Source organism: Streptococcus parasanguinis (assembly GCF_047463195.1).
In the GTDB taxonomy this organism is placed as follows: Bacteria; Bacillota; Bacilli; order Lactobacillales; family Streptococcaceae; genus Streptococcus; species Streptococcus parasanguinis_R.
The window spans coordinates 113,388-126,398 of sequence record NZ_JASHEI010000003.1 but is presented as its reverse complement, the minus strand read 5'-3'; the positions used below and the strand labels follow the sequence as shown (position 1 = coordinate 126,398).

The window sequence follows — 13,011 nt, the reverse complement described above, 5'->3', positions numbered from 1 at the left end:
ATCACTCCCTCCTTAGCGTTCTTGGCAGCAGGTCTCAAATTGCTGTTTTAACTCCGCAATCTTTTGGTCTGTCTTGGTTACATCCTTGTGCTCAATCTTCTTTTGGCACCGTTCCATCTCAAGCGAAACCAATTTCTTTTTTATTTTGAGCATCTTTTTGGTCATATGAGCTTCATCATAAAAACCTATTGCACGCTCGTGGATGGTTGATTCGACAAAATGATGTCTCAATCCTTCGATTTTATTCTTTAAATATTCTTTATCCATGACGGTAGCTTTCTAATTTTTCGATCATGACCAAAAACGGTGGCTGATTCACTTGATTCAGTGTCCGGTAGATGGTCGCTGTATAGTCTTTTTGAGGAAGCTGACTAACAAAGTCCAGCACTGCATCACGCTCGATGTCTCCTCCCTCATGACCATAATAGATCATAATAGCCATTCGCCCACCTTTTTCTAGGCGAGCACAGATTTTCTCCATCGCTTCAATCGTGGTAGCAGGAAGAGTAATGACCGACTTATCTGCAGATGGCAGATACCCCAGATTAAAAATAGCTGCTTTGAGGGTCTCCACATATTGGTCCACATGCTGGTGGCCATCCAAAATCAACCGGACATGTTGAAGACCCAACTTTTCCAATCGTTCTCGGGTATTTACAAGTGCTTGTTCTTGAATATCAAAGGCATAGACCTGGCCTGCAAGTTGGGCTAAAAAGGCCGTATCATGTCCATTTCCCATGGTCGCATCCACCACCACATCTTCTTTGGTGATGACTTCTGCTAAAAATTGATGGGCCATTTCAAGTGGTCGAAGCATCAGCAGTCTCCTTTTCTTCTAGCTTACATCCTTGGGTACTTCCACGCCGACGCATTTCAGTTTCAATGGCGTTTAGGACTTCCCATTTGTTGAGGCTCCACATAGGGCCAATCAACATATCCCTTGGCGCGTCCCCTGTAATCCGGTGGATGACAATGTGTTTGGGGATGATCTCCAACTGGTCACAGATGACCTTGACATACTCCTCCTGGCTCATGAGTTGAAGTCGTCCTTCATGATAGTCCCGTTGCATCCGTGTATTGGTCATCAAATGCAAGAGGTGTAACTTGATGCCATCAATTTCATTATCGGTCACACAACGGCGAACATTTTCCACCATCATCTCATGTGTTTCCCCTGGAAGGCCATTGATCAAATGGGACACGATCTCAGCCTTCGGCACCTGTTGGCGAATCCGCTTGACTGTTTCAACGTAGAGGTCATAACTATGGGCCCGATTGATTAATTGAGACGTCGCTTCATAAGTCGTCTGAAGCCCCAACTCAATCGTCACATGCATGCGCTCGGTCAGCTCTGCTAGATAGGCCAAGGTATCATCTGGTAAACAATCCGGACGCGTACCGATGTTGATTCCTACTACTCCTGGTTCATTGATGGCCTGCTCATAACGCTCTCGAATGACGTCCACCTTATCATGGGTATTGGTGAAATTTTGAAAATAGACCAGGTACTTCTTCACATCCGGCCATTTCCGATGCATAAAATCAATCTCTTTGTAAAATTGTTCTCGAATCGGAGCTTCTGGGGCCACAATGGCATCTCCTGAACCTGAGACCGTGCAAAAAGTACAGCCACCATGGGCGACTGTTCCGTCACGATTAGGACAATCAAAGCCTGCATCAATAGGGACTTTAAAGGTCTTTTCTCCAAATAAGGTTCGATAATAATCATTCAAGGTATTGTAGGATTTCATACCCTTCATTATAGCAAAAAAAGAGTCGAACTCAAAACACGAGTCCAACTCCTAGTTGTTAGTTATTTTTGCTTCCCTGTAAAGCGCCATTGAAACCGCAAGCGATCGTACAAGGGGTACTCAAATTGTAAGACAGCAAGGCCTAAAATCATACTGCCGAGAACGTCTGAAGGATAGTGGACCCCGACATAAATACGGGAGACCACAATGGTCACAATTCCCAGAACCAGCAAGCCTTGGAGACAATAGCGGGCAGTTTTATGTTTTAAATGCTGGTAGATAATAATGATTAAGCTTCCCAAAACAAGGGTAGACGCCAGTGAATGACCACTCGGGAAAGAAAAGCCTTTTTCCTCTACTAGATGAAGAATACTTGGTCTCGGTCTCTGGTAGATATTCTTCAGAAGAAGAACCAAAAGACCTGTCAATACCAGATTGCTCCCCAGAAAGAGGGCTTCGCTGTACCATTTCTTACAGGCAAAGACAGCTAGCAAAAGACCCACCCAGATGACAATGATCTTGGTATCCATGACATGGGTTACCTTGGTAAAGAAAGCCGTCAGTGGTGCAGGCAGATCGCCTCGAATAGCAGATTGAATCGTGCTATCAAAGCCCGTTAATTGTTGCGGGTAAAAACGAATCATATACCCGAGAATGACAAAAATGAGAAGGGCGAAGCTTGCCTTCGCCCAATGTTGTTGTTTATTTTTCATATCTTTTCAAAATCGGTTGCAAAAGAGTGTAGATCAATCCAAATGCGATGGCCCAAATCACTCCTTCGATCAGGTTAAACGGTGCAACCATTGCGGCTAAATAGTGGACAAGCCCTAGTGTTTTCGAAATATCATAGTTCATAAAGCGAGCATACAAAGGGATTGCATAGACATAGTTCACCAATACCATCGTGATACTCAAGCTGATCGTTCCAATTATCATAGCCAGGATAAATCGGCCATGGGTCCGTTCCTTGTTCCAAATCCATGCAAAAGCAAGGACAAAAACAAGAACTCCAATGATATTGATTGGTAGTCCGATCAAGGTTTCAAGCCCCTTATTATTAAGAGCTAATTTAAGAACAGATCGGATCAAGGTCACCCAAACAGCACTTTTAAAATCCAACAAGACCAAAGCCAACAAAATGGCGATGATACTCAAATCAATTTTGAAGAAATCTATCAAGAAAGAAAATTGATAGAACATCAAAATAAAAGATAATGCGGATAAAACAGCCACTAGGGTCAGTTTACGTGTATTTGTCATAACAGGTTCCTCCAATTTTTTAAAAATTAGAGAAGCTGGAAAGACGTCTACCCCATCATTCTACTCTAAACTATTTAAACAAAGCTTAAACTAGAGAACATTCTAGTCACTTTAGCTGGTCTCCATTGAAAAACACCGCTAGTCAATCATAGCACCTAACGTTTTATTCCTATGCATCAGCTCTAAACAGATCAAAATAGCTGTCAGTCTATTCGTCTCTCGTCTTCTCCCATCCAGACTATACTGTCGGTTGTGGAGTCACACCACATCAGCTTGCGCTCGCGGACTTCTTTTAGAGTATGGAAATGGAGATATTTCTTTTAAACGATACGACAAGCTGTAGGCATAACTTCTCGTTAAGCAAAGCTTGGCAACAAAGTATAAAAGGAAGAGAACATTTCCTAGTAAAAGTCACCGCCGGTCGGGAATCTCACCCTGCCCTGAAGACCTTTTTATGATAACAAAAAAAACTTGCCTAGGCAAGTTTTTATAACGTCATGGATGACGTCGTTCGGATGTTTGGTTTTTATCGGCTATTTGAGCTTATCTTGTTCATACCGATGTGTTAACTCCAGCCCCTTAAAGCCCTGCTGGCGAAGCGCCTCATAGACAATCATGCAGACGGTATTGGAGACATTTAAACTACGGACATGCTCATCATTCATCGGAATGCGAATGGCCTTCTCTTCGTGCTGGCGCATAAAATCTTCCGGCAATCCTTTGTCCTCGCGTCCAAACAAGAAATAATGGGATTTCCCATCCTGATAAGAAACGTCCGAATAAGTCTGATTTGCAAACTTAGACACCAAGTGCACCTGACCGTCACGCGCTGCTTCCATAAACTCTTCTAAGCTATCATAGAAACGGACATCCAGCTTGTCCCAGTAATCGAGTCCTGCTCGCTTCATCTTGCGATCATCGATCGGAAAAGCCATGGGACGAATAATATGTAAGGGAGAATTGGTTGCCGCACAGGTCCGTGCAATATTGCCCGTATTTTGTGGAATCTGAGGTTGGAACAAGACGATGTGGTTTTGAGCTGCTGACTCTTGGTAGTCCAGTTCTTCAATATTCATACTCGATCTCTTTCTGATAAAAAAATAGCCACACTGCCCGGAGTCAAGCTCAGCAAACAGCGTGGTTACAGCTTCATTAACTTAACTCACAACAGGTTTGAGGTAAATCAACGAAGGTACTTTTTAAGTATATCACTTTTGAAGCTCCTGTCAATAGTTTTTTTAGATTTTTTTAAGAAACTTTATCAAAGTTTTCGATCCCTCCTCATTCTTCTATATTGACAATTTTTCCCACTTGTTCTTAGCTTGGTAAGATTCCTCCAGAAAGTCCTTAAAATAGATGAATTTTTCTTGAAAATAGAGTATGATAGAAGCATACTCTGGAGGTAATCTATGAAAATTATTGTTGTTGGTGGAGGAAAGGTCGGAACGGCCCTTTGTCGTTCTCTCGTTGCTGAAAACCACGATGTTATTTTGATCGAAAAAGACGAATCCGTTCTCAACCATATTACCAAACGGTTTGATATCATTGGGATTTTAGGAAATGGCGCAAACTTCAAGGTCTTGGAGCAAGCAGATGTTGAAGACTGCGATATCTTCATTTCCATGACCGAGTACGACGAAGTGAATATGGTTTCTGCTGTTTTAGCTAAAAAAATGGGAGCCAAAGAAACCATCGTTCGGGTGCGGAATCCGGAATATTCCAATTCCTACTTCAAGGAAAAAAATATCTTGGGCTTCTCCCTGGTTGTCAATCCTGAATTGCTGACAGCTCGTTATATTGCTAATATCATTGACTTCCCAAATGCCCTTTCTGTGGAGCATTTTGCAAACGGCCGTGTTGCCTTGATGGAATTTAAGATCAAGCCAGATAGCAATCTCTGCGATATGAGCCTATCCCAATTCCGAAAGAAATACGGAAATGTCATTGTTTGTGCGATCGAGCGTGGCAATGAACTCACGATTCCAAATGGAGACTTTGTTTTGCAGCCCCAAGACAAGATTTTCGTGACAGGAAATAGGATCGAGATCGTTCTCTTCCACAACAATGTCCGACCTCAAGTCATTAAGAGCATGATGATGATTGGTGCCGGGAAAATTGCCTACTACCTACTCAATATTCTTCAAGATGTGCGCCGCAAGATCGATCTCAAGGTATTAGAAGTCAATCGCGAACGAGCGGAATTCTTTAGTCAGGAATTTCCTGATCTCTATGTCGTCCATGGAGACGGAACCGCTAAGGACATCCTTTTAGAAGAGAGTGCCAATAACTTCGATGCTGTAGCTACTTTGACAGGGGTCGATGAAGAAAACATCATCACCTCCATGTTCTTGGATTCTGTCGGCGTCAAAAAGAATATTACCAAGGTCAACCGAACTAGTCTGTTGGAGATCATTGGCGATCAGGATATGACCAGTATCGTTACACCAAAACGCATCGCCGTAGACACTATTATGCACTTTATTCGCGGACGCTATAATGCACAGTTCTCAAACCTAGAAGCTTTGCACCATGTCGCAAACGGCCGGATTGAAACCTTGCAGTTCCAAATTAAGGAAGACAACAAACTAACCCAATATCCCCTCTCTGAATTGAAATTGAAGAAGGGCGTTTTGATCGCTGCCATTATTCGAAACGGCAAGGCTATTTTCCCGAATGGAGATGACCGTTTGATAGTAGGGGATCGGATTATCGTGACCACCTTGATTCAAAATATCACTAAAATCTACGATCTACTTGAGAGGTAAGGCTGATGAATAGAAGCATGATTCGTTACCTCTTATCCAAACTCCTCTTAATCGAGGCAGGTCTCCTAATCGTTCCCCTAGTGGTCGCTGCAATCTATCAGGAACCTGCCAAGGTCTTTGTCTCTATTGGAGCAACCATGGCCATCCTCCTTGCGTTTGGCCTCCTTGGTAGTTTTCACAAACCAAAGGACTTTCACATCTATGCTAAAGAAGGAGTCCTGATTGTAGCACTCTGTTGGATCCTCTGGTCCTTCTTCGGGGCCCTTCCCTTTGTCTTTTCGGGCCAAATTCCAAACATTATCGATGCCTTCTTTGAAGTCAGCTCCGGCTTTACAACAACAGGGGCAACGATATTAGATGATGTGGGTGTCCTCAGCCACTCTCTTCTCTTTTGGCGCAGTTTCACCCACTTGATTGGGGGGATGGGAGTATTGGTCTTTGCCCTTGCGATTATGGACAATAACAAGAACAGCCACCTTGAAGTCATGAAGGCAGAGGTTCCTGGTCCAGTGTTTGGCAAGGTCGTTTCCAAATTAAAAAACACGGCACAAATTCTCTACTTCTTGTACTTGGGTTTGTTCTTCCTCTTTGTGGTTCTTTATTTCCTTGCTGGCATGCCCCTGTATGATAGTTTTGTCATCGCCATGGGGACAGCTGGTACTGGGGGTTTTACCGTCTTTAATGATGGGATCGCTCACTACAACAGTAGTCTAATTACCTATTTGGTCAGTATCGGGGTCTTGGTCTTTGGGGTTAACTTTAACCTCTACTACTTCCTTATGATCCGAAAATTCAAGGCCTTCTTTAAAGATGAGGAATTGCGGACCTACATCACTATTGTAATCCTATCTAGTGTCTTGATTGCCTACAATTGCCTTCATCTCTATGCCAATGTTGCGAAGAGCTTTGAGATTTCCTTCTTCCAAGTGTCCAATATCATCACCACCACCGGTTTTGGTTATGGAACGACGGAAAAATGGCCTCTCTTTTCTCAGTTCATCCTCTTGATGCTGATGGTCATCGGTGGGTCTGCTGGCTCGACCGCTGGGGGGCTAAAAGTCATTCGGTGCTTGACCTTATGGCGAATCGCAAAAAATCAGGTTCTTTCGACCTTGTCTCCAAATCGCGTTTTGACCTTGCACGTCAACGATACGGTACTCGATAAGGATACCCAGCATCAGATCCTCAAGTACTTTACAATATACAGTTTTATTACGATCGGCTTACTCTTTGTAGTGAGTCTAGACAATAATAACTTCATGACAGTTGTCAGTGCTGTCTTTAGTTGTTTCAACAATATTGGACCTATGATTGGTACGGGTCAAACCTTCTCCATCTTTAGTCCGATTTCAAAACTGTTACTTTCCTTAGCCATGATTGCCGGACGGCTTGAAATCTATCCAATGATTCTGCTCTTCCTTCCTAAAACATGGTCTAAACGCTGATAGACAACTCTTTTACAAAATCAACACCCTTAGAAAAATAATTTCTAAGGGTGTTTCTGTTTATTTGCGATCGTCCTATTTTGATTCTTCATTTCGCTTCAGACTAAAATGGTCTGGCAAGGGGTCTGGTCCTACTTTGGTTCCAGGATGGCAACGTAGAATCCTTGCAATCCCCATCAAGACACCTTTCACACCAAAACGTTCAATCGCTTGGATCATATAATTGGAACAGGTCGGTTGAAAGCGACAAGAAGGCGGAAATAGGGGAGAGATCCATTTTTGATAGCCTCTGACCAGCGCAATTAGGATTGTTTTCATGCTTTTTTAGATTTAGTCACTGCTAGATTGTGCAACTGGCTGATTTCTTTTTTGTTCAAGCGACGGTATTCACCCGGACGAAGTCCTGAGACGTCCAAATTCCCAAACTGGGTCCGGGAGAGTTTATCCACTAAAAGTCCCACCGCTTCAAACATCTTTTTAACCTGGTGGTTACGCCCTTCATGAATGGTCAACTGAACCACTGAACGGTTTTTTTCGACATCCACTTTTAAGATCTCGTAAGTTGCTGGCTTGGTTTTCTTTCCATCAATGGTCACTCCTCGTGTCAAGGGACGCAAGTTTTCCTTATTGGCAATCCCTTTGACACGCGCCACATAGACCTTATCAATTTCATTGCGCGGGTGAATCATCTCATCTGTAAAATCACCATCATTGGTCAAAATCAAGACACCAGATGTATCCCAGTCCAAACGTCCCACTGGGTAGATGCGCTCTGGTACTTGAGATAAAAGGTCAACGACTGTTGTCCGCCCTTTATCATCTGATACACTAGAGATGACGCCACGTGGCTTATTTAAAAGATAATAGACCTTTTCTTCGTTATAGATTGGAGTCCCTTCTACTTCAACCTGATCACCGGTTTTAATGATAGTCGCTAATTCACGCACGACTTGGCCATTGACCGTCACCAAGCCTTGCTTGATCAGTTCTTCGGCCTTGCGACGACTAGCCACTCCTGCATGGGCAATATATTTATTAATTCTCATCTAGTTCCTCTGTTCTCTCTGAAAATAATTGACCTTCTTCTGGATCGATATCCACTTCCTCAACCTTTGGCAATTCCTCCAAATGATTGATCCCCATATAATCCAAAAAATACTCCGTCGTGACATACAAATTAGGACGCCCGATGACTTCTTTTTTTCCATCTTCGCGGATCAGATCAAATGACAGTAGTTTGGTAATGGCACCACTGGAATTAACGCCTCGAATATCATCGACCTCCACGCGGGTGATCGGTTGCTTATATGCAATGATTGACAAGGTTTCAAGGGCAGCCCGAGACAAGCTTTGGTTCATAGGCGTTCTAGAATAGTCTCGTAAAACCGAAGCGTAGTCTGCCTTTGTCACCAATTTATAACGGGAAGCTGTCTCCATCAAACAGAGACTCGTATCTGTGTCCTCCTGGTATTTTTGGGCCAATTTTTCTAAACTTTGCACCACACCTGTTGGGGGTAAAGAGAGAAGATCTGCGATTTGTCTGGCAGTAATTCCTTCTTCACCCGCTACAAATAAGAGTGCTTCAATTTCAGCTAATTTGCTCATGTTCAATCCTATTTAAGTAAATTTCTCCAAAAGCCCTATCCTGTACCACTGTGACCTCTTGAATCTTGATTAATTCAAGGGTTGCAAGAAATAGGGTAATAACCTCTTGGAGATCCGCTGCTTCTAGAAACAAGTCCTGCAAGAGAACTTGTGAGCGATCGTGGAATCGGTGACGCAGCTGGTCCATCAGATCCTCAATCTTGTATTCATCCTTTACAATGGTTGTATGGTTCTGGCGGAATTCTTCTTTTTTCTTAGTCAATAATTTTGAGAAAGCCAAGAAGAGATCCACCGTAGTGCGATCATAAAGTAATTCGGTATCGTCATAGACCAATTCCATCTTCGGTTTTGAATAATAGAGGGCGCGCTCCTCATGCTGCGAGGCCATCAACTCTCCTAATTGCTTGTAAGTACGGTACTCTTCCAATTGAGAAAGGAGGTCCTGCTCTAGATCCTCTGCTTCATCCATCTCCTCTGCGACCTTAGGAAGAAGTCTACGACTCTTTATCAGGGTTAGTTGACTAGCCATCAGCATGTATTCCCCTGCTACCTCTAGTTTCATAGCCTGGAGGGTCGCCAGATAAGCCAGATACTGTTCGATCACCTCAATCAAGGGAACCTCATAAATATCCATCTGGTATTTAGAGACCAAGTGGAGCAAGAGGTCCAAAGGCCCTTCAAAATCTTTAATTTTAATATCCATTATTTATATTTTTCTAATGTCACCATGGTTTTTAGGCCCAATTCACGTGCAATACTAAAGAGATCCACACCGAGTTCACGTTGTTTCAAAATATACTGCTCACGAATCGATTGTGCCGAAAGGTCTTGGTTGCCTTTTTCGATCAAGAAGGCTTCTAATTGTCGGAATCCCCACTGACGGGAGTAAGATTTTCCTTTATTATCAAAGAGATAGACACCATCGAGGAAGAGTTGCAACTCATCCAGTAAAGGCTCTGGAACTTTTAAAACCCGTTTTTGGCCATCTTTGCCCACTCGAATGACATGAAAGTCCAGCTGAATATCTTCGACCTTGACTTGGAGGATCTCACTTGGCAATAAGCCCATCTCCAAAATCAACAAGGCCATCAAGCGTCCCTGTGGATTGGTTGATTCTTCCCAAAAATGGGTCAGATCCAACAATTCACGATCATGGGTTTTGGCCGGTTGAATTTTAGGCAAGACCAAACGATGGTATTCAGAAATAAAGCGTTCTTGATACAAATAATATAAAAATTGGTTAACAGCGGATAATTTTCGTTTTTGAACCGCCGGTTTAAAATCTTTAATCGAAGCTTTGTAAATTCTCAAATTCGTCGGCGTCACTTTTCCATGAATTGATTCAATAAATTGGTCCAAATCATAGAAATAGGCTGACTGAGAATTTTCACTTAGTTCTTTTTGATCAATAAAACTTGCAATAAATTCTTTCATTTTGGAATCATCTCGTATTCATTTGAAAAATTATGCATTAGCGAATTGATGGCTTTGAGGATCGATTTCCGCGTAATAATCCCTTGGAAATAACCTTCTTCATCCACCACTGATAAGAAGGAGTCATCCACCAACTTGTGAAGGACTTCTGTCAAATTGAAGTCTAAGCCGATGACCCCGACCTCCTTCTTTGCAACGTCTACGATATCCATCGAAGCAAAAGTCTCCTCAGGAATCTCGTGTTTCAATTGATAAGATAGAATATCCGTTAGGGAGATCGTTCCCACAAACTTGCGTTCATCCGTCACTACCGGGATGCGACTATAGCTAATCTGGCTCAACAGCAAGACTGCATGGTCTACATTGTGGGTATCAATCAAGACCGCTAAATTTTTGGCAGGAGTTAAGAACGTCTCTTCCTGCGCCAGCAAGAAACGTTCAAATTCCTTTGCTATCATCTGCTAAACTCCTTTGTCAATTCAGGGTACAATTCATGATCTCGCGTATAATACTCTACCTTGAAGTTCGAATCGGTAATCTCTATCTTGGCATACAAACATTCGCGAATCAGACCACGTGGTTGACTAACGGATCCAGGATTCACAAAGAGGGTTCTTCCTTCCTTCCAAGCATCTGGGATATGAAGGTGGCCGTATAGACAGATATCTGCTTCCTCCTCTTGGGCCCACAGATCCAATTTTTGAAAACTAAAATTGATCTGGAAGAGATGCCCATGGGTCTGGATGATCCGTGTTGGCCCTAGTTGGGTCACCAAGCGTTCCGGATAGCCATCATAAAAATCCATATTTCCTTGGACAACGTGGATCCCTTCCCAGACAGGATCATCACTTTTTAGTTCAGAATCCCCATTGTGAAAGATCCCATCGACCTGGCCTAGGTATTTTTCTTTAATAGCTTCAACAATGGAGCGGTCTCCATGCGAGTCACTCATAACGATGATTGTTTGCTTTGCCATGATGGAAATACCTCCAATAACTTTTTAACAGCTAAAGCACGATGTGATTGTGTATTTTTTTCTTCAAGCGTTAATTCAGCAGCAGAACGGCCCGTTTCCCCAACTAAGAAGAGAGGGTCATAGCCAAAGCCGTGTTCCCCTTTGGGCTCAAAATTAATATACCCTGGCCAATCAGCTTCTACCACTAAGCTTTCCTTGCCTGGTCTTGCAACCACCAAGGTCGTATGGAACTGGGCTGAACGGTCTTTCAAGTCAAAGACCATGGCCAATTCGTGCAATAATTTCGCATTGTTTTCCGCATCTGTCGCACCAACTCCCGCAAAGCGAGCTGACCAAACTCCTGGTAAGCCTCCCAAGATATCCACCTTCAAACCTGAATCATCCGCTAAGACTGTTTTCCCAGTTAGCTCTGCAATCGTTTCAGCTTTTAGGCGGGCATTCTCTTCAAAGGTCAGACCTGTCTCTTCGACTTCTGGAAGCTCTGGGTATTGATTGAGATTTTCCACTTCAAAGCCCAGTTTTTCAAACATATTACGGAATTCTTTGGTTTTTCCCTCATTACGAGTCGCAATAAGAATCGTATCTTTGACCTTGTCTTGACCCAAGAAGGCTTCCACATCCACCCCAGCACTTGGCAAATGCAAATAGAGCAATTTCCCTTTTTCAACCAAGAGCAAGGCCCCTTGACGCTGTACGACCTCAAAAGCTCTTCCCTTGACTTCATTCAAGATTTCAGTCAAAAAGGTCAGAAAACGAATGGCTGAACCATAGCGCATCACCGATAGATTGAGAGGGAATCCTTCAGGATCCTTGGCAAAGAGAAGTTCCAGCTGATCTAACAGAGTGGAAGCTTCCGCAGGCACTTGACTAAATTGGTTGTAGTCTGCATCTTCTCCCCATTGGGCAATATACCAATCTTGGGGATCTTTGTATTCAAATAGTTTGTCACTCATAAATTTACATGCTCCACATTCACTGAACGTTCTAGCCATTTTTCGGCAATCGCTGCAAAGCTATTGGCATTTGCAGTGGTATAAAAGCGGTGGGTCTGCTCTAAGAGTTCGCGACTCTTATTGAGCTCAAAATAGTTTAATAAAACGGAGATATCCCGAACACACTCTGCCCCACTATCAATCAATTTGACATCCGGTCCCATAACATTTTGAATGATCGGTTTTAAAAGGGGATAATGGGTGCATCCCAAGACTAAGGTATCAACCTTTCCAACTAGTGGTTTTAGGGTTTCGTAAACCACCTTTTTGGTCACACTGGATGCCAACTCGTTTGATTCCACTAAAGGAACAAACTTGGGACAAGCTAAACTGCTGACTTCCATGTCTGGTGCCAGACTTTGAATCTTCTCTTTATAAATTCCAGAAGAAACCGTCATCGGTGTCCCAATGACCCCAATTTTTTGATGGGTCGTCGATTTAATGGCTGCAGAAGCTCCGGGCAAAATCACTCCTAAAACAGGAATATCAAGTTTCTCCTTGACTTCTTCCCAAACAACTGCCGTCGCTGTATTACAGGCTAAGACAATCATCTTGACATTTTTGGTCAGAAGGAAGTTCACCATCTGCCAAGTATACTCGCGAATTTGGTCTGCTGGTCTAGGACCATAAGGTGCACGTGCTGAATCTCCAATATAGACGACATCTTCGTGAGGAAGCTGACGGAGCAATTCGCGGACAACAGTTAGGCCCCCTACTCCAGAATCTAAAAAACCAATCGGTCGGTTATCCATATCTCTTCCTTCCAAAAGGAGGGACTAAGAA

Annotated in this window: 17 protein-coding genes and 1 riboswitch; of the genes, 2 read left to right on the top strand and 15 right to left on the bottom strand. The window is 43.1% G+C overall.

Annotation, left to right across the window (positions count from 1 at the left end):
• Window positions 1-12: 12 nt before the first annotated feature.
• From QM870_RS03660 to trmL, 6 genes are all read right to left on the bottom strand, one after another.
• Window positions 13-267 carry a hypothetical protein gene (locus QM870_RS03660; protein ID WP_023918874.1) on the bottom strand — a complete coding sequence of 85 codons (255 nt, stop codon included), beginning with the start codon at window positions 265-267 and terminating at the stop codon, window positions 13-15.
• Entirely contained in the window at window positions 260-817 is a 558-nt protein-coding gene (gene mnmM, locus QM870_RS03655; protein WP_125826897.1) for a tRNA 5-(aminomethyl)-2-thiouridylate-methyltransferase MnmM, read from the bottom strand. Before mnmM ends, QM870_RS03660 begins: the two co-directional genes overlap by 8 nt.
• Window positions 801-1,760 (bottom strand): tRNA modification radical SAM protein MnmL/YtqA, encoded by a 960-nt coding sequence (mnmL, locus tag QM870_RS03650; RefSeq protein ID WP_414345991.1) that lies wholly within the window; start codon window positions 1,758-1,760, stop codon window positions 801-803. The genes mnmM and mnmL overlap by 17 nt, the downstream gene beginning before the upstream one ends.
• Window positions 1,761-1,813: 53 nt before the next feature.
• Complete coding sequence (locus QM870_RS03645) at window positions 1,814-2,464, bottom strand: phosphatase PAP2 family protein (RefSeq protein WP_414368653.1); 651 nt, start codon at window positions 2,462-2,464, stop codon at window positions 1,814-1,816.
• A complete protein-coding gene (locus QM870_RS03640; protein ID WP_414368651.1) occupies window positions 2,454-3,011 on the bottom strand; it encodes an ECF transporter S component in 558 nt (185 codons plus the stop codon). Before QM870_RS03640 ends, QM870_RS03645 begins: the two co-directional genes overlap by 11 nt.
• Before the next feature lie 217 nt (window positions 3,012-3,228).
• Window positions 3,229-3,463: riboswitch (FMN riboswitch) on the bottom strand.
• Window positions 3,464-3,544: 81 nt separating this feature from the next.
• Window positions 3,545-4,087 (bottom strand): tRNA (uridine(34)/cytosine(34)/5-carboxymethylaminomethyluridine(34)-2'-O)-methyltransferase TrmL, encoded by a 543-nt coding sequence (gene trmL, locus QM870_RS03635; protein ID WP_014713736.1) that lies wholly within the window; start codon window positions 4,085-4,087, stop codon window positions 3,545-3,547.
• A gap of 333 nt (window positions 4,088-4,420) precedes the next feature.
• On the opposite strand from trmL, the gene trkA reads away from it, so the two are divergent.
• Window positions 4,421-5,776, top strand: a complete 1,356-nt coding sequence (gene trkA, locus QM870_RS03630) for a Trk system potassium transporter TrkA (RefSeq protein ID WP_414368649.1) — start codon at window positions 4,421-4,423, stop codon at window positions 5,774-5,776.
• A gap of 5 nt (window positions 5,777-5,781) precedes the next feature.
• Window positions 5,782-7,221, top strand: a complete 1,440-nt coding sequence (locus QM870_RS03625) for a TrkH family potassium uptake protein (protein ID WP_315376657.1) — start codon at window positions 5,782-5,784, stop codon at window positions 7,219-7,221.
• 75 nt (window positions 7,222-7,296) lie between these two features.
• On the opposite strand, the gene yidD is transcribed toward QM870_RS03625, so the two are convergent.
• Genes yidD through racE form a run of 9 tightly spaced genes read right to left on the bottom strand, consistent with a single transcriptional unit; the run spans window position 7,297 to window position 12,980 of the window.
• Entirely contained in the window at window positions 7,297-7,539 is a 243-nt protein-coding gene (gene yidD / locus QM870_RS03620) for a membrane protein insertion efficiency factor YidD (RefSeq protein ID WP_023918885.1), read from the bottom strand.
• The gene (locus tag QM870_RS03615; protein ID WP_003005375.1) at window positions 7,536-8,267 is read right to left on the bottom strand and encodes a pseudouridine synthase; all 732 of its coding nucleotides are present in this window, start codon (window positions 8,265-8,267) and stop codon (window positions 7,536-7,538) included. The genes yidD and QM870_RS03615 overlap by 4 nt, the downstream gene beginning before the upstream one ends.
• Window positions 8,257-8,826, bottom strand: coding sequence for an SMC-Scp complex subunit ScpB (gene scpB / locus QM870_RS03610; protein ID WP_003008347.1), 570 nt, complete (start codon window positions 8,824-8,826; stop codon window positions 8,257-8,259). Before scpB ends, QM870_RS03615 begins: the two co-directional genes overlap by 11 nt.
• The gene (locus QM870_RS03605; protein WP_414368646.1) at window positions 8,810-9,529 is read right to left on the bottom strand and encodes a segregation/condensation protein A; all 720 of its coding nucleotides are present in this window, start codon (window positions 9,527-9,529) and stop codon (window positions 8,810-8,812) included. The genes scpB and QM870_RS03605 overlap by 17 nt, the downstream gene beginning before the upstream one ends.
• Window positions 9,529-10,260 carry a site-specific tyrosine recombinase XerD gene (gene xerD / locus QM870_RS03600; RefSeq protein ID WP_414368645.1) on the bottom strand — a complete coding sequence of 244 codons (732 nt, stop codon included), beginning with the start codon at window positions 10,258-10,260 and terminating at the stop codon, window positions 9,529-9,531. The genes QM870_RS03605 and xerD overlap by 1 nt, the downstream gene beginning before the upstream one ends.
• The gene (gene cbpB / locus QM870_RS03595; protein WP_003008353.1) at window positions 10,257-10,718 is read right to left on the bottom strand and encodes a cyclic-di-AMP-binding protein CbpB; all 462 of its coding nucleotides are present in this window, start codon (window positions 10,716-10,718) and stop codon (window positions 10,257-10,259) included. The genes xerD and cbpB overlap by 4 nt, the downstream gene beginning before the upstream one ends.
• Window positions 10,715-11,236, bottom strand: a complete 522-nt coding sequence (locus QM870_RS03590) for a metallophosphoesterase (RefSeq protein ID WP_003008356.1) — start codon at window positions 11,234-11,236, stop codon at window positions 10,715-10,717. Before QM870_RS03590 ends, cbpB begins: the two co-directional genes overlap by 4 nt.
• Window positions 11,209-12,189 (bottom strand): nucleoside-triphosphate diphosphatase, encoded by a 981-nt coding sequence (locus QM870_RS03585; RefSeq protein WP_031575484.1) that lies wholly within the window; start codon window positions 12,187-12,189, stop codon window positions 11,209-11,211. Before QM870_RS03585 ends, QM870_RS03590 begins: the two co-directional genes overlap by 28 nt.
• Complete coding sequence (racE, locus tag QM870_RS03580) at window positions 12,186-12,980, bottom strand: glutamate racemase (protein ID WP_003008361.1); 795 nt, start codon at window positions 12,978-12,980, stop codon at window positions 12,186-12,188. The genes QM870_RS03585 and racE overlap by 4 nt, the downstream gene beginning before the upstream one ends.
• Between the last annotated feature and the right edge of the window lie 31 nt (window positions 12,981-13,011).